At 70.0% G+C, this 16080-nt stretch carries 15 protein-coding genes; 8 read left to right on the top strand and 7 right to left on the bottom strand.

Annotated elements, in window-relative coordinates; translation table 11 throughout:
- Positions 1-91 precede the first annotated feature (91 nt).
- On the top strand, positions 92-877 hold the full coding sequence (locus AB0I18_RS10180) for an IclR family transcriptional regulator (protein WP_363104949.1): 786 nt from the start codon (positions 92-94) through the stop codon (positions 875-877).
- Between the two features lie 59 nt (positions 878-936).
- On the opposite strand, the gene AB0I18_RS10175 is transcribed toward AB0I18_RS10180, so the two are convergent.
- The 4 genes from AB0I18_RS10175 to AB0I18_RS10160 all read right to left on the bottom strand — a co-directional run bounded on the left by AB0I18_RS10175 (position 937) and on the right by AB0I18_RS10160 (position 5878).
- On the bottom strand, positions 937-1857 hold the full coding sequence (locus AB0I18_RS10175; protein WP_363104948.1) for an NADP-dependent oxidoreductase: 921 nt from the start codon (positions 1855-1857) through the stop codon (positions 937-939).
- Between the two features lie 61 nt (positions 1858-1918).
- The gene (locus AB0I18_RS10170) at positions 1919-3109 is read right to left on the bottom strand and encodes an amidohydrolase family protein (RefSeq protein WP_363104947.1); all 1191 of its coding nucleotides are present in this window, start codon (positions 3107-3109) and stop codon (positions 1919-1921) included.
- Between the two features lie 121 nt (positions 3110-3230).
- Positions 3231-4766, bottom strand: coding sequence for an aldehyde dehydrogenase family protein (locus AB0I18_RS10165; RefSeq protein ID WP_363104946.1), 1536 nt, complete (start codon positions 4764-4766; stop codon positions 3231-3233).
- A 320-nt stretch (positions 4767-5086) separates the two neighbouring features.
- Positions 5087-5878 (bottom strand): SDR family NAD(P)-dependent oxidoreductase, encoded by a 792-nt coding sequence (locus tag AB0I18_RS10160; protein WP_363104945.1) that lies wholly within the window; start codon positions 5876-5878, stop codon positions 5087-5089.
- A 72-nt stretch (positions 5879-5950) separates the two neighbouring features.
- On the opposite strand from AB0I18_RS10160, the gene AB0I18_RS10155 reads away from it, so the two are divergent.
- The 3 genes from AB0I18_RS10155 to AB0I18_RS10145 all read left to right on the top strand — a co-directional run bounded on the left by AB0I18_RS10155 (position 5951) and on the right by AB0I18_RS10145 (position 8044).
- The gene (locus tag AB0I18_RS10155; RefSeq protein ID WP_363104944.1) at positions 5951-6406 is read left to right on the top strand and encodes a MarR family transcriptional regulator; all 456 of its coding nucleotides are present in this window, start codon (positions 5951-5953) and stop codon (positions 6404-6406) included.
- Between the two features lie 90 nt (positions 6407-6496).
- Positions 6497-6952, top strand: coding sequence for a MarR family transcriptional regulator (locus tag AB0I18_RS10150; protein WP_363104943.1), 456 nt, complete (start codon positions 6497-6499; stop codon positions 6950-6952).
- A 117-nt stretch (positions 6953-7069) separates the two neighbouring features.
- A complete protein-coding gene (locus AB0I18_RS10145; protein ID WP_363104942.1) occupies positions 7070-8044 on the top strand; it encodes an Lrp/AsnC family transcriptional regulator in 975 nt (324 codons plus the stop codon).
- Between the two features lie 46 nt (positions 8045-8090).
- Here AB0I18_RS10145 and AB0I18_RS10140 read toward each other — a convergent pair whose 3' ends face one another.
- Positions 8091-10517: an MFS transporter gene (locus tag AB0I18_RS10140; protein ID WP_363104983.1), complete on the bottom strand. Its 2427-nt coding sequence runs from the start codon at positions 10515-10517 to the stop codon at positions 8091-8093.
- Between AB0I18_RS10140 and AB0I18_RS10135 the strand changes: the two genes are divergently transcribed.
- From AB0I18_RS10135 to AB0I18_RS10120, 4 genes are all read left to right on the top strand, one after another.
- The gene (locus tag AB0I18_RS10135; RefSeq protein WP_363104941.1) at positions 10516-11184 is read left to right on the top strand and encodes a DUF998 domain-containing protein; all 669 of its coding nucleotides are present in this window, start codon (positions 10516-10518) and stop codon (positions 11182-11184) included. The two genes, AB0I18_RS10140 and AB0I18_RS10135, sit on opposite strands and share 2 nt — an antisense overlap.
- 98 nt (positions 11185-11282) lie before the next feature.
- Positions 11283-11987, top strand: a complete 705-nt coding sequence (locus tag AB0I18_RS10130; RefSeq protein WP_363104940.1) for a response regulator transcription factor — start codon at positions 11283-11285, stop codon at positions 11985-11987.
- A 22-nt stretch (positions 11988-12009) separates the two neighbouring features.
- Entirely contained in the window at positions 12010-13122 is a 1113-nt protein-coding gene (locus AB0I18_RS10125; protein WP_363104939.1) for a HAMP domain-containing sensor histidine kinase, read from the top strand.
- Positions 13123-13402: 280 nt separating this feature from the next.
- Positions 13403-14467: a zinc-binding dehydrogenase gene (locus tag AB0I18_RS10120; RefSeq protein WP_363104938.1), complete on the top strand. Its 1065-nt coding sequence runs from the start codon at positions 13403-13405 to the stop codon at positions 14465-14467.
- Between the two features lie 254 nt (positions 14468-14721).
- Here AB0I18_RS10120 and AB0I18_RS10115 read toward each other — a convergent pair whose 3' ends face one another.
- Together AB0I18_RS10115 and AB0I18_RS10110 are read right to left on the bottom strand one after the other, a co-directional pair.
- On the bottom strand, positions 14722-15093 hold the full coding sequence (locus AB0I18_RS10115; RefSeq protein WP_363104937.1) for an antibiotic biosynthesis monooxygenase family protein: 372 nt from the start codon (positions 15091-15093) through the stop codon (positions 14722-14724).
- A 125-nt stretch (positions 15094-15218) separates the two neighbouring features.
- On the bottom strand, positions 15219-16013 hold the full coding sequence (locus AB0I18_RS10110) for an alpha/beta fold hydrolase (protein ID WP_363104936.1): 795 nt from the start codon (positions 16011-16013) through the stop codon (positions 15219-15221).
- Between the last annotated feature and the right edge of the window lie 67 nt (positions 16014-16080).

Genomic DNA, 16080 nt, shown 5'->3' with positions numbered 1-16080 from the left:
CCCGGGAAGAAGCGCCCACCTCTTGGCGCTGGTTCAAGACGCTACGCCGATGTTTCCCCTCACCGGAATCCTTTGCGTCTAGGATTCCGCTATGGAGAATTCGGTGGACCGTTCGCCCAGCCCCTCGTATCCGGTGAGTGCCGCCGGCAACGCCCTGCGCGTCGTCCGGTTGCTGCACGAGCTCGACGAGCTTCGGGTGATGGACGTCGCGGACCGGCTCGGTGTCGCGCGCTCGACCGCGCACCGGGTCCTCGCGATGCTCGTCTTCGAGGGCTTCGCGACGCAGGACCGCCACAAGGTGTACCGGCCGGGACCGGCTCTCCAGACGATCAGGGGAAGCCAGGCGGCCCCTCCCCCGGACCTGATCACCATCGCCCACCCCCACCTGCGACGGCTGGCGGACGCCGTCCGCGAGACGACCCACCTGATGGTGCTCGACGGCAACGGCAGCCGCTTCCTGGACGGCGTGGAGGGCCCGCAGGCGCTGCGCGTCAGCTACCGCACCGGCACCCTCCTGCCCGCGCACACGACCTCGGGCGGCAAGGCCCTGCTCGCGGCACTGCCGGTGGACCGGCTCCGGGCCCTCTACCCCAACGGGCTCCCCGGCGACCGGGCAAAGTCTCCCCACGAGTCTCCCAAGGACTTCGAGAGCCTGATGAACGAGCTGGTGTCCGTGCGGCGCCACGGATACGCCATCAACCTCCAGGAGAGCGAGCGCGGCGTGCACGCCGTCGGCGCATGCGTGCGCGACCGCACGGGCACCGCTGTGGCCGCCGTGGCCGTGGCGGCTCCGTCGGTCCGGTGCACCCGCACACGGCTCACGGAACTGTCCCGGCCGCTGCTCGCGACCGTGCGGGACATCGGCCAGGAACTCTGACCGGACCGGCAGGGTCCTCGGACGACCGCCGGATACGGATCAACGGGGACGAGGGTCCGTCAGGGCTTGAGCACGATCTTTCCCCTCGTGTGCCGTCGCTCCAGTTCCCGGAAGGCGTCGCGGACTTCGTCGAGCCGGTGGACACGGGCGATGGGGATCTCCAGATCACCGTCGGCGATCAGTGTGGCAAGTTCCCGCAGTACGTCGGCGCTTGCCGCCGCCGCGGTGCCCTCGGCTTTGGTCCCGTGCTTCGCCGCGCCCGGGAAGTCGATGATCGTGTTGATCCGTTCAGCGGGCACGCCGAGTTCCAGCGCCAGTTCGATGTAGGGAGCGCCGAAGGTGTCGATGAAGGCGTCGACCGTGCCGTCCGCCGCGGTGCGGACGCGCTCGCCGACGCCCTCTCCGTAGGTCAGCGGGATCGCTCCCTGCCGGGTGAGCCACGCGTGGTTGGGCTCGCTCGCCAGACCGATGACGGTGGCCCCGGCGTGCCGCGCGAGTTGCACGACGAGAGAGCCCACCCCGCCGGCGGCCGCGGAGACAACCACGGTCTCGCCACGCCCGGCCTTGACGGCGTGCACCGCCGCGTACGCCGTGGTGCCGGCGACGAAGAGCGCGCCGGCCTGCTCCCATGGGACGCCCGCCGGTCGGGGGGTGAGGTGGTCCTCCGCCACGATCACGTACTCGGCGTGGCTGGCCCGGTCGTCGGTGAAGCCGATCACCTCGTCACCGACGGCGAATCCGGTGACTCCCGCGCCGAGTTCCTCGACGATCCCGGCGAGGTCGCTGCCCTGGCCCGACGGGAACGTCGCCGGAAACCTCTCGTGGAAGAGACCCTGCCGGATCACGGCCTCGCCCGGGTTGATCCCGGCGGCCACCACCTTGACGAGTACCTGACGTTCGCCGGGTTCGGGCCGTTCTACATCGACCACGTTCAGTACGTCGATGCCGCCGTATTCCGCGAATCGCACTGCTTTGGGCATGGTGACTCCTCTGATCGCCCTGCGGGCGAGAAGTCCGCAGGGCTACGCGGCTGTTGGTTGTTCACAGCCCCAGAATGCGCTCGGCGTTGCCGTGCGCGATGCGCCCGAGGTCGGCCGGTGCGTGCGGTGCGGAACGCAGGAACCCCACCGCCTCGGCGCTGGACTCGAAGGGGTAGTCGATGGCGAACAGCACCCGGTCGACACCGACCGCATGGACGGCTCCCAGCAGTGCGGCATGCGACATGACTCCACTGGTGGTCACGTACACGTTCTTCCGCAGGTAGTACGAGGGCAGGTGCTTCACCCTCCGCTCAACCGGCACCTGGGAGTAGCGGCTGTCGAGCCGGGCCATCTGGAACGGCAGCAGTTCGCCCATGTGTCCCAACATCAGCGACGCCCCCGGGAACTGGTCGAACACACCGCCGTAGATCAGGCGGAGCGCATGGGCGCCCACCATCGCGGTCCAGCCCCAGGACGGCCCCACCAGCGCGGGATACCCGTTGAACACACGCCAGTTGTCGACCGGAATCGCAGCCGGATGCAGATACAGCGGCACGCCCAGGCGCTCCAGCTCGGCCCACACCGGCCTGAACTGCGGCTCGTCCAGATAGTGCCCCTGCACATGGTCGTTGAACAGCACGCCCTTGAGCCCGAGTTCCTTCACCGCCCGGCGCAGCTCCACGACCGCGGCCTTGGGGTCCTGCAGCGGCAGGACCGCGAAGCCCGCGAACCGTTTCGGATGATCGGCGACCACCTTGGCCAGATAGTCGTTGACCCGCCGCGCGACGGCCACGACCTCCGCCGGATCCTCGATCACTTCCAGACCCGGCGTGGCATACGAGAGGACCCGCATGTCGACGCCGTTGGCGTCCATGTCCGCCAACCGCAGCTCGGTCCTGTCGTCCAAGCGCCGGTACCACTCCCGCTTGATCGCCTCCGGCACGTCCGTGCGCTCACGGATCGCCGCCTCCTGCCGGATGGCTCCAGGGATGGAGAACGCCTCTTCCACGGCCACGATGCGCATCTTCTTCTCCTTCTTGGCGTTCCGGTCGTCCTTCGAGCCGCCGGCCGCCGTGGTGGCACGGCTGCCGGGCGCCGCGTCGGCGGCGAGCGCGGGTTGTCCCGCGGCCAGGCCGCCGACCACGGCGGCTCCGCCGGCAGCGGCGGTCGCGGCGATGAATCTTCGCCGGGTGGCCGCGGTCGGGGGCTCGGCCGGCGGAGTCACGGCTTGGACGGGACGCTCGTTGGACATGTCCGCTCTCCCTCATCGGTGGCGCGGTGGTTGTCTGGACGTGCCGATCGCTGTCGCGCTCCGCGACGGTGCGCGTCGTTTCCTCCGGAGTGGTCCGACGGCCCGGGTCAGACGGCCCTGGTCAGTCGGTCTGCTCGCCGCTCTCGGCCAGGATTCCGTTGCGCACGCCGGCGAGGGCTCCCGCCATCGCGCCCGCGGGCCTGCCGAAGGTGGTGGCCGAGAACTGGGCGGGGCCGGTCTTGGCGGTGAAGGAGTGCGGGTAGGCGAATTCCCGGAGTCCTTCCTCGCCCTGCTTGCGCCCGTAACCGCTGTCGCCGCGACCGCCGAAGGGCACCGCGGGGTTGATGGAGAACACCAGGGCGTCGTTGATGCTGGTCATGCCGACGCGGAGTCGACGGGCGATGTCTTCGCCTCGGCCGCGGCTGAAGACGGCACTGCCCAGTCCGTAGCGGCCGGAGTTGATGTGCGCGACGGCCTCCTCGGTGTCGGTGACCTTGACGACGGCGAGCGTGGGCCCGAACGTCTCCTCCGTCACCGCCAGGGCGTCGGGGCTCACGCCGACGAGGATGGTGGGGGTGACATAGCGCTCTCCCACCGCGTCGAGGCCGCCGACGGTGGCTGTCGCGCCGCGATCGAGAGCGTCCCGGATGTGCTCCCGGATGATCGGGATCTGGGTGGGCAGGGGAACAGGCCCGATCTCCGCGTCCTCGTCGCTGCCGACGCGTACCTGCCTGGCGAGGTCGCTGATCTTCTCGACGAACGCGTCGTGCACCGACTCGACGACGTAGGCCACTTCGAGGCTGATGCAGCCGTGTCCGGTGTTCTGTATGGCACCCCAGACGATGTGCTCGGCGGCTTCGTCCAGGTCGGCGTCCTCGGCCACGATGACGCCGTCCTTTCCGCCGAGTTCCAGCAGAACGGGGGTCAGGGTCTGCGCGCACTGGGCGGCCACCGTCTTGCCCGTGTTGACGCTGCCGGTGAACGCGAGCTTGTTCAGGCCGGACTCGATGAGGGCCTGGCCCGTGGCTCCGAACCCGTTGAGGCACTGGAGGACGTCCGGGAAGTCGGGGACCGCGCGCCGCCAGGTCCGGACGAGCCACTCCCCGATGCCGGGCGTGATCTGGCTGGGCTTGAGGATGGCGGCGTTTCCGGCCGCGATCGCCTCGACCAGGATGGCCCCCGGCGTGAGCAGGGGGAAGTTCCACGGGCCGATGACACCGACGACGCCATAGGGCTGGTATTCGACCCACGCATGCTGGTTGGGCACGGTGCGGCTGCCGGGGACCTCCCGGCGTCCCAGCACGCGCTCGGCGTTCTCGACGGCGTACTGCACGTGCTCCAGAATCCCGAGCACCTCCACGCGGGCTTCGTCGAGCGGCTTGCCGTTCTCGGCGTGGATGAGGGCGACTCCCTCCTCGCCGCTGACGGCCATCTCCCGCCGCCACGCGCGCAGTTGCTCGGCACGGCCCTCGAATCCCAGGTCCCACCAGGGCCCGGAGACCGAGCGGGCGGCCCCGACAGCCGCGGCCGCCTCTTCCTTGCCCGCCGCGGGGTACCGGGCGAACTCCGCCCCGGTGGCCTGATCGACGGTGACCACCTCGCTCCCGTCGTATCCGATGACTCCGTCACGCGTGATCTTCGGAGGATTGTTGGTCACGGGTTTCTCCCACTTCCTTACGACCGCTTCACCCCGAGCGGCACCCCGAGGGTGTTGGCAGGCTGCGGATGCGGTCTTCAGCGCGGTGAAGGGCCGCCGTGTGACAGCGGGTGCGCGCCGACGTGAATGACTTCAGCGATGGCTCGAAGGCCTCGGCAAGCGCCAGATTAGCAAACCATTGGTCAGAGTCAAGTGCTTGATGGTGGACAACGCTCTTGTGACTCAATCAGCCGGTCAGGTCAACAGCGGCACGAACGAGACGGCGGCCAGGAAGCCAGGGCGCGCGGAAGACAGTCACCCGCCCGTCGGCCATGGCCGCCCTAAGCGCGCGGAGCCGCGTAACGAACCGCGAGTGCCGGCTGGTTGCCGCCCGAGACGAAAGCGGTCTCCGCGGCGAGCAAGGCGTCCAGGGCGGAGCCCTGACCCTCCAGACCGGGGGCGCAGACAGTCTCCCCCAGGCGCAGCCCGGCCAGGCTGGCCGACGCCACGTCCTCGGGCGTCATCGCCCAGGGGATGTTGTGGCCGGCGCCACCGTTCCACTCCGTCGCCACCACGCCGGGGCACAGCACCTGGACGCGGAGCGGGGTGTCGGCGAGTTCATTGGCGAGGGTGCGGGTGAAACCCAAGGTGGCGGCCTTCGCGGCGACGTACAGGGTGCGTCGAGGCGCTCGCGGGTCCGTGAAGCCCGCGCTGAAGGCGAGGAGCGAGGCGACGGTGACGATCGCGCCTTCGCCCGCCGCGAGCATTCCGGGAAGTGCGGCGTGGACCAGCCGGACGGGGGCGACGGCATTGAGGGTGAGCAGGCGGTCGATGTCGGCCGACTCGACATCGGCGAGCGGGGCGTAGCCCCCGGCGCCGGCGTTGCTGATCAGCGTGCGCACATCCCCGGCGGCCAGGCGGTCGGTGACGGCGGCGATCCCGTCGTGGGTCATGAGGTCGGCGGGCAGCACCTCGACGGCCGCCCCATGGGCGCGGAGATCCTCGGCGAGGTCGGCGAGCCGGTCGGCGCGTCGCGCCACCAGGACGAGGTCGTGGTCGTCGGCCAGGAGTCGGGCGTAGGCGGCGCCGATGCCGGAGGAGGCGCCAGTGATCAGAGCGAGGGTACGAGTCATGGGGTAAGTGTTATTCAGATACTGGAGCAGTGTCAAACACTTGATGATTATGAAGTGTCGTATCCTTCTCCCGTGACACGAAACAATGAGGAGCCCATCGGGCCCAACGCTCTTGACCGGGTGACCTGGGCGTTGCGCCGCGCGGAACTGGCGGTACTGGCACTCAAGGAGCAGCGGCTGCGCCCGCTGGGCCTGGTGGCCTCGCACTACACCCTCCTGATGTCGGTGCACTCCGACCCGGGACTGACCGGCGCCGAACTGGCCCGCCGCCTCAACGTGACCCCGCAGGCCGTCGCGTCACTGGTGGCGCGGCTGGAGAGCCGCGGGCAGCTGGAGAGACGCGAGCACCCACGGCACCGGCATGTGCAGGAGCTGCACCTCACCGACGCCGGGCGCGAGGTCCTGCGCGCGGGCGACCAAGTGATCGCCGGCATCGAGCTGCAGATCACCGGCGGTCTCGGCCCGCAGGAAAGCGCCCAACTGCGGGGGCTGCTCGACCGGGTGGCCGAGACGGTTCGCGAGGACTGAGCCGCGGCAGGCCCTCAAGAAGGACCAGTGGTCAGGCAGTTGGCTGTGATCAGGTGTTTGACATATGCCCAGGTGTCGTATTCTCGCGGCGTGAGACACGACGATGACGGGCTGATCGCTGCCGACGCACTGGACCGGGTGACCTGGGCGATGCGGCGGGCTGAGTGGGCTGCTCAGGCCTGGAAGGATCAGCGGCTGCGACCGCTGGGTCTCGCGGCCGCGCAGTACACCCTGTTGATCAACGTCCATTCCGATCCCGGTCTGACCGGCGCGGAACTGGCCCGCCGCCTGAACGTCACCCCGCAGGCAGTGGCCTCCCAGGTTGCCCGCCTGGAGGAGCGTGGCCACCTCGAACGCCGACCGCACCCGCGCCACCGCCACGTGCAGGAGCTGCACCTCACCGACGCCGGCCGCGAGGTCCTGCGTGATGCCGATGCCGTAATCGTGGAGATCGAACAGCAGATCGCCGAGAAGCTCGGTCCCGAGAAGACCTCGCAGCTGAGGGCACTCCTCGATGAGGTGGCCGACGCGGTCCGGGCGCCTTGACCGGTCCCGTTCCAGAGGGGAAGCGGGCCCGTGCCCGGCTGCGCCGAGCGCACCGCTCACCGCCCGTACTGTTCCGCGCTTCAGCGGCGCGTTCCGCCCCTGCCCGAAGGAGAACCGGTGGGCGTCCCCACACTCGATTCCCTCGACCTCCAGATCATGCAAGCCCTGCAGCTCGACGGGCGCGCCCCGTTCAGCCGTATCGCCGCCGTCCTCGGGGTCTCCGACCAGACCGTCGCCCGGCGGTACCGGCGGCTGCACGACACCGTCAACGTGCGGGTGCTCGGCATGACGGACGAGAACCGCCTCGGCCGGCAGAGCTGGATGGTACGACTGCACTGCACTCCGGACGTGGCGGAACAGCTCGCGGACGCACTCGCCAAACGCCCCGACACGCTCTACGTGAATCTCATCTCCGGTGGCACAGAGGTCGTCTGCGGCATGAAACCACGCAGCCGAAAGGAACGGGACGAGCTGCTCTTCGACCGGCTCCAGCGCACCCCGCAGATCGTCACGGTGACCGCCCACTGCCTGCTGCACTCCTTCTACGGCGGCCCGCTCGGCGGGCTGAACAAGTCCAACGCGCTCACCCCCGACCAGAAGGCTGCTCTGCGACTGCCGGCTCCGATGTCGCTCGATGCCCCCGTCACTCCGGACGAGGCCGACAAGGCGCTGCTCACGATGCTCCGCCGCGACGGCCGGGCCACCCTCACGGACCTGCGGAAGGCCACCGGCCAGTCCGAGTCGGCGGTCACCCGGCGGCTCGAGAACCTGCGCTCCACCGGCGTGCTGTACTTCGACGTGCAGTACGACCACGGGTCCCTCGGGCAGGACGTCGGCGCCATGCTCTGGCTCACCGTGGCGCCCCGCGCGCTCGCCGACGTCGGCCGCAGCCTGGCCGCACACCCGGAGGTGCATTTCGCGGCCGCCACCACGGGCCAGGCCAACATCGTCGCCTCCGTCCGCTTCCGCAGCCCCGACGAGCTGTACACCTACCTGAGCGAGAAGATCGGTGCCCTCAGCGGCATCCAAGCGGTGGAGTCGGCTCTCATCCTGCGCCAGGTCAAGCAACTCACCTACGAACCGCCCCGCTGACCCCGGCACACGATCGCGTCGAGGTCGGCTTGTCATGGTGGCCGGCTCAGCTCTCCGGATGAGCCAGTTCCAGGTCGAGCTCACGTCCCGGTCCGTCCACTGCCACCGGCGCGGCAACCGGCGGATAGCCGCCGGCGATCACCGAGTAGTCGCCCGCGTCCAGGTCGGTGAAGGCGTAGCCACCGTCCGGTCCGGTGGTCGCGGTGCCGATCACGTTGCCCGCCCTGTCCACGAGCGTGACCCGCGCGTCGGTCAGTGGTCGGCGATCCGTGCCCGCCCGAACGGTGCCCCGAAGTACCGCCCCCGGCCACAACGCCACGTCCAGACGGGCGAGTCGAGGGCCGAACACCCGCACCGGGAGAGCGGCGGGCCGGAATCCCGCCGCGTTCACGATCACCGTGACATCACCTTGCGGCAGCTCTCCGAACGCGAACGCGCCTGATGCGTCGGTCGTTTCGGCGGCCAGTGCCTCTCCCCGCACGTCCGTCACCGCCACCGTCGCGCCCTGCACGGGCGCCCCGTCTCCGGCGGTGACCACCGTGCCGGCCAACCCGCTGTTCGCGGACAGCAGGAGGTCGTGGGACAGCGGCTCCTCGCCCACCACCACGGTGGACGCCTGCGGCTGGTGGCCCTCCGCCGCCGCGATCAGAACGTACGATCCCGCGCTCGGTGCGTCCAGACGGTAACGCCCTCCGGAATGCGCCACGGCCCGGCCCAGTTGGCGCCCGCCCAGTGAGATCAGCGTCAGTGTGGCTCCCTCGACGGCCTCCCCACCCGTCTCAAGGGTCCGGCCGTACAGGGCGGGACCCAGTCCACCGTCAGGGACGAACGTGTCGCCACCGGTTGCGGAGCCGACCGCGCCCGGCCGCTGCCCGGGCTCCTCCGACCGCCCCCGGGCAGGGGCACCGACCAGCACCGGCTCCGGCTCGACCTCGAACGCGACGGAGGGCTCGGCATCCTCGGATGCCACCTGGACCGCGGAACCGGCAACAGTCGTCATCGTGCGCCGCGGAGTCCGCAGCAGTACCGCGCCGACGAGTGCGGCGAACAGGGCCAGGCATGCGGCCACGATCAGACACAGGTAGAGGCCGTCGAGGAAGGCCTCGCCCAACGCGCCCATGGCCCGACCGGTGTCCTGGCCGAGGTTGATCCGGGCCGCCGCTCCCAGGCCGCCGGCGTCCACGGCGTCGGTGATCCGGTCGGCCACGGGTCCGGTGAGGCCGACGTCACGCAGGTGGCCGGGCAGGGTGTCGGCGCTCTTCGTCGTCAGCAGGGTGCCCAGCACGGCCGGGCCGAGCACGGCGCCGACCTGCCGGAAGGCGTTGTTGCCAGCCGCCGCCATACCGGCCAGGTGGTGTGGCACCGCCGCGACCGCCGTGGCGGTCATCGGGGTGATCACCAGTCCGAGACCGAGGCCGAGCAGGGCCAGCCGCCAGGCCAGCGGACCGAAGCCGGTCCCGGCGTCGATCGCGGTCAAGGACAGCAGCGATCCCACGGTGACCAGCAGGCCGGTGGTGATCATGACCCGAGGCTGGATCCGGTGCATGAGGCGCCCTGCCAGCGCGCCCACGACCAGGGACACCACACTGACGACCAGCAGCCGGTAACCCGCGTGCAGGGTGTCGAGGTGCTGCACCATGCCGAAGTAGAGGCTGAGGACGAAGAAGAAACCGATCAGCCCCAGAAACGTGATCATGGCGATGAGGGCCGTCGCGCTGAAGGCCGCGCTGCGGAAGAGCGACAGGTCCAGCATCGGGCTCGTGCTGCGCCACTCGAACAGGACGAAGGCGACGGCGCCGACCGCAGCCAGCACGAGGGCCGCGATCACCCGGCCCTCGGTGAACGAGGCGGCACCGCCCTCGATGACGCCGTAGACCAGCGCGCTGATCGTCACCGCTGCGGTGATCTGACCGGGCCAGTCCAGCCGGCGCTCACCGGGAGCGCGGGAGTCGGTCACCAGTGGTGCCGCGACCGCCAGGGTGATGACCACAACCGGTATGACCGGAAGGAAGATCCACCGCCAGGTGGTGTGGTCGAGGATCACACCGGCGATCAGCGGGCCGACGGCCAGGGCGGCCATCAGGGACGCCGCCCAGAGGCCGACGAACTTGCCGCGCTTGCGGGGGTCGGGCACGGCATGGCTGATCAGGGCCAACGTCGACGGCAGCAACGCGGCCGCGCCCAACCCGGCGCACGCCTGACCGACCCACAGAACCTCGATCGACTGTGCCGACAGCGCGATGACGGCTCCCGCGCCGGCCAGCACGAGGCCTGCCAGGTACACCTTCTTGCGGCCGTGTACGTCGCCGAAGACCCCGGCGGTCAGGATGAAAGCAGCCATGGGGAGCTGGAACGCGGACGAGACCCAGGTCAGTTGGGAGGTCGACACGTGCAACGCGCTCTGAATGGCGGGCAGGCTCACCGAGACGGTGGTCACTGGCAGATAGGCGACGAACATCCCGAGACAGGCCATGACCAGCGTGGCCACCTGCCGTTCTCGCGGCTTGTTCACCGTTGGTGCGACGTTCAAGGAACTCTCCTCTGTAGCGCGGCGAGGCCGCACTCGGCTTACACGCCGATACCTTTCGGCCACTCCCGCCTCCCGAGCCAGCCACAGCTCCCTGAACCGGGAAAACCGACATCCGGAGCGGTCCTGCGAGGGATTTCCGACGGGCCAACGGCTTCCGACCTGCTTTACGGAAGCTTCATATGCCGAGTGGCAGGCGCCTCACAAGGCACCTGTTGCCTGGCGCGCATGCAGGTCTTTCTCATACCGCCGCCGTCGTCGGCCACCGTTGATCACGATGCCCTGCGGCGGCGGGGTCGGCTGGGTGGCGTTGCTCGCGGGTCTGCTCCGCAGCCGACTGCCGGTCGGCGCCGCCGCACCGGCTGCCTTGAGCGTCGGCTGTGCCGGGCTCGTACTCAGTGCCGTCTTTCCCACCGATCCGGTGGACGGTGTCCCGTCACCGGGCGGGCCGGTGCACCGCTACGCGGCGGGAGCTTCACCGGCCGCGCTTCCCGCGGCCGGTCCGCGTGGAGGAGGGCCTCATGGAGCTGCTCCACGCCCCGGTGGCCCGGGCACCGGATGGGCGTGGCAGGCCGGGAGATCGTCGCCGGCCACGACATCCACCGTACGCTGATCACATTCGAGGCCCTCTGCCTCCACGCCGCCGGTCACCCCGCGGCCACGACGGCCCTCCCCTTCCCCTCCCCACCTCGGCGATGGAAAGCGAGCACGATGAGTACGCAGCGCGTTCTGGTCGTCGATGACGAACCCAAGATCCGCATGACCGTGCGCGGCTACCTGGAGGCGGACGGGATCCACGTCATCGAGGCCGCGGACGGACCGTCCGCCCTGCAGGCCGTCACCCGCGACCGGCCGGACCTCGTGGTGCTCGACGTGATGCTCCCGGGGCTCGACGGATTCCAGGTCCTGCGCCGCATCCGGGAAGCGAGTCAGATCCCGGTGATCATGCTCACCGCCCGGGACGAGGAGGTCGACCGGCTGATCGGCTTCACCACCGGCAGCGACGACTACGTCACCAAGCCGTTCAGCCCCCGCGAACTGGCACTACGGGTGCGTGCCATCCTGCGCCGCACCGACAGCCGCCCCGAGACGGCCCCCAAGGACGACGTGCTGCGCTTCGACGGACTGACTGTCGATCCCGGGACACGGACCGTCCTCCTCGACGCCGACCGGACGGTGGAGCTGTCCGCCCTCGACTTCGATCTGCTGTTCGTCATGGCCCGGGTCCCCGGGCGGGTCTTCACCCGGCGCGGACTGCTGACCCAGGTATGGGGCGAGGACTTCTTCGGCGACGAGCGCGTTGTTGACGTGCACATCCGTACCCTGCGGCGCGCACTGAGCGACGACGCGAGCGCACCGCGGTTCGTGGGCACCGTCCGCACCATCGGCTACCGGTTCGTCGGGCGTCCCGCCTAGCGGCCAGGAAGGACACCCAGCCATGTCGCCCTCCGGGTTCCCGGCCTACCGCAGGAGTCGTGCGCGGCTGCGCCGAATCCAGGAGCGGCTGTCGCTGCGCAACCGGCTGGTGCTCTCACACGTCATGGTGCTGCTCCTGGCACTGCTGGCCATGGCGGCGATCAGCGCGCTGATCGAGGTGTGGCTCGGTTTTGCCGACATCGAAGGCGACGTGGTCCTGCAGGTCGGCCTTCTGTTCGGAGTGGCCGCGGCATTCCCGGCGTCCGTCGCCCTGTCCCGGTTTCTGCTGCGTCCGCTCGACAGGGTGCGCGCCGCCACGGCCCGGCTCGCCGAGGGACACTACGACGACATCCTCGAACTCCCCAGTGAGCCGGGCCTGGCGGCGTTGGTCGAAGACGTCAACACACTGGCGGCAGCCCTCGCCGACACCGAACGCCGCCGCGCCCGGCTGATCTCCGAGGTCGCCCACGAGATGCGAACCCCCATCACCATCCTGCGCGGCCAGATCGAGGGCATGGCCGACGGCATCTTCGTCCCCGATGAGGCGATGTTCGCCTCCCTCGCCGACGACCTGGACCGACTGCAGCGCCTGACGGGCGACCTCTCCAGCCTGTCCCGGTCGGAGGAGGGTGCCTTCAGCCTTCACCAGGAGCCCGCCGACCTGGCCACACTGGCACGGGCCACGGCCGAGCGACTGCGCCCCCAGTACGACGACCAGCTGGTGACCCTCGTCGTGGACGCAGGCACACCCGTCGATGCCTTCTGCGACCGGGACCGGATCACCCAGGTCCTGGTGAACCTGCTCGGCAACGCACTGGCCGCATGCGATCGGCACGGGCATGTGACGGTGTCCGTGCACACCGAACCGTCTCCCGTGCACCACGTGGTCGTCCGCGTCATGGACGACGGCATCGGCATCGCCGAGCACGACCACGAGCGCATCTTCCACCGCTTCGAACGCCTTGAGCATCCCGGCCGGTCCGCCGCTGCCGCCGGCGGCAGCGGCATCGGCCTGACCATCGCCCGGGGCATCGCCCAAGCCCACGGCGGAGACATCACCGCGGAATCCGCCGGGCTGGGCAAGGGAGCGACGTTCACCTTGCGCCTACCGCAGGAACCCGCCCCAGGGGGCTGAGAACTGCGGCTTCGGACGCGGCTGCGCCACTGCGCCGCTGCAGGAACGGGCGCCGACGTGGCGAACCCGGCTTCACGGAAGCTTCATGCACCGAGTGGTACGTGCCTCATGAGGCGGCTGTTGCCTGGCGGTCATGCAGGCACTCCTCGTCCCGCCACGTGGATCAGGTTCGGCAGACGCTCAGCGAGTACGCGCCGCGTGATCTCAGCGGAGCGGGCGAGGCGCCGGCGGCTCCATGGATCCCCCGATGAACCGCGTAACGATCTGAAGGAACATGAGAGTGGAACAGAACATGATGGCGGTCCGCCTGTTCGAACATGGCGGGCCCGAGGTGCTCAAGTACGTAGAGGCGCCGATTCCCGAGGTCGGCCCCGACGACATCTTGATGCGCGTGCACGCCACGGCCGTCAACAGCTGGGACCTCCGGTACCGCGCGGGCAACCTGCCGCAGCCTCTCCCGGGACGGCCGGCGTGGCCGCTGCCGTTCCAGCTGGGCCGGGACGCGGCCGGGGAGATCGTCGCCACCGGCGAGAACGTCACCGGGTGGCGTCCCGGAGACAGGGTGGTGCAGCTTCCGCATCCACCGTGCCGCAACTGCGCCCTGTGCGTACGCGGGCTCGAGAACCTGTGCGTCGACACCGCCTACCCCGGACACCAGGTCTTCGGCGGATACGCCGAGTACGTCGTGCGTCGCCAGGACGCGATCCTGCCCATCCCCGACGGCGTCGGCTTCGAGACAGCCGCAGCCACCATGTGGACCTACACCACCCCGCTCAACTGCGCGCGGCAGGCACCGGTCGGTCCCGGCGACACGGTGGTCATCACCGGCGCCAGCGGCGGAATGGCGATCGCCTGCGCCCAACTGGCGAAGCTGAGCGGAGCCACCGTCATCGGCACCACCACCAAGCCGGACCGCGACGTAGCGCTCAGGAAGCTCGGCTACGACCACATCCTGCACTCCACCGACCCCCGACTGCCCGCACAGGTCAGGGAGTTGACGCGCGGTCTGGGCGCCGACGCCGTCTGGGACTGCGTCGGCGGCAACGACTTCTTCCAGCTCTCCCTTTCCTGCATACGGCTCGGCGGCGCGGTCATCGTCCTGGGCACACCGGCCGGCCAGGGCTCCCGGCTCGAACTGGACGCACTCGCGCTCATCGGCGGGCAGGTGAGGATCGCCAGTGTGCGCGGCGCGACGCTGCGGGACCAGCAGTTGTGCCTGGAACTTCTGGCGGCCGGAAAGATCAACCCGATCATCGACCGGGCCTTCCCCCTGGCAGAGGCGGCCGAGGCCCACGCATACCTGGAAAGCCAACGACAGACCGGCAAGGTCCTCCTCCTGCCCTGACACCGGATCGATTGCCGAAGGAGCGAAGGGACGAAGGCGGGAGAGCCCCGCTGCCGATCCGGGGCTGGAGCAGGCCTTGTCCCGGGTGACCACGTCCGGCCGGGCTCGGGGGCGGCCGGGCTCGGGCGGCCGATGGGGCCGCGAACCCGGGAGCAGCTCGGCGTCATCGGCGCGAGTCGTCCGCGGCCCAGGGACTGCACGTCGCCACACGTCGTGTGCGTGGCGAACGGCAGCCCGGGATCGGGGAGCGGTCGTCATTCCCCTTCGCAGACGCCCTCGACAGCGACCTTCTGGTACAGGTGCGGATAGGCGACGGTGCCGGCAGGGTAGCCCTCCACAAAGGAGGCGAACTCCGGCGTGCCGAGCGCCGCACGGAGGTCTTCGGTGGATTTCCAGACCGCGACGTTGGTGAACAGCCGGCTGCCGCCGATGCCCCGGTACAGCTGCACCGAGAGAAGGTTCCCCGACTTCTTCAGGTACTCCGCGTCGGCCGTCCAGGCTGCCACCACCTCGTCCTCCTTGCCTTCCGGGGCGACAATCGTGTTGATGACGGTGACCGGGCCGACCTTCTCCTTCTGCTGGTCGTGGACGTCGGTGGACTCGTCGAGGTGGCCGAACTTGAGCATGAGTCCTCCATGAACTCGAGGGGGAAGTGGGTCTACGAACCCACAGAGATTCAAGCGATCCGGGTCCGGGTCCGGGTGCGGGGCCACGCCGCCGTTCGCTGCGTGGCCCCGCCCGTGGTGCGCCTTCAGGCGTGGTGCTTGCTGAGGAAGTCGGTGATGAGCTGCAGCCATTCGTCGGCCCGCTCCAGCATCGGCAGATGGCCGGTGGCGATTTCCGCGAGCTCGGCGCCGGGAATGGTTTCGGCGAGCTGGCGGTGCAGGGCGGTGGAGGTGAGCCGGTCGTCGGTGGTCGAAACGACCAGGGTGGGGACCTTGATGCCGGCGAGGTCGTCCCGGACGTCGACCTGGCCGACGAGGTCGGTCTGCTCGGAACTGCCGTCGGCCGCGCCGGCGGCGACGTAGCCGAGGGTCTGCCGCAGCTGCTCGGACGGCATCGACTCCAGCGCCTGGGTACCGAGGGCCATCATGAGCTGGAATTCGGCGAGCAGCTCGCGGTCGCCGGACGCGGCGATCTTGCTCCAGACCGAGGAGGCGAGAGCGAGCCGGTTGTCGCGGTGCGGGAAAGAGGCGGTCAGGACGAGTGCGGTGACGCGCTCGGGGTGGCGGGCGGCGGCGCGGATGGCGACCGGGCCGCCGAGGGAGAAGCCGGACACGGCGAAGCGGTCGAGCCCCTCTGCGTCGGCGGCGGCGACGAGCTGGTCGGCGAGGTCGTCGACGGACAGCGGGGCGGTGGAGCGGACAGTGTCGCCGCTGCCGGGGTAGTCGATGCCGACGACGGTGTGGCTGGCGGCCAGAGCTTCCAGGACGGGGCCGTAGGTACCGGCCAGGCTGCTGCCGGCGCCGTGGGCGAGGAGCAGGCCGGGGCCGGAACCGAGGCGGGTGCGGGCGAATGTCGGTTCAATCAGGTTCCGAGATGACATGACCATCTACCTTTCACAGGCGCCAACACACAAGAATCATCCAGTGCGTGTGATTACTTTCCAAGAC

It is taken from the genome of Streptomyces sp. NPDC050704 (assembly GCF_040654355.1).
GTDB lineage: Bacteria > Actinomycetota > Actinomycetes > Streptomycetales > Streptomycetaceae > Streptomyces.
Note: the sequence above shows the minus strand (reverse complement) of the source record. Positions and strands in the feature narration are given on the sequence as shown.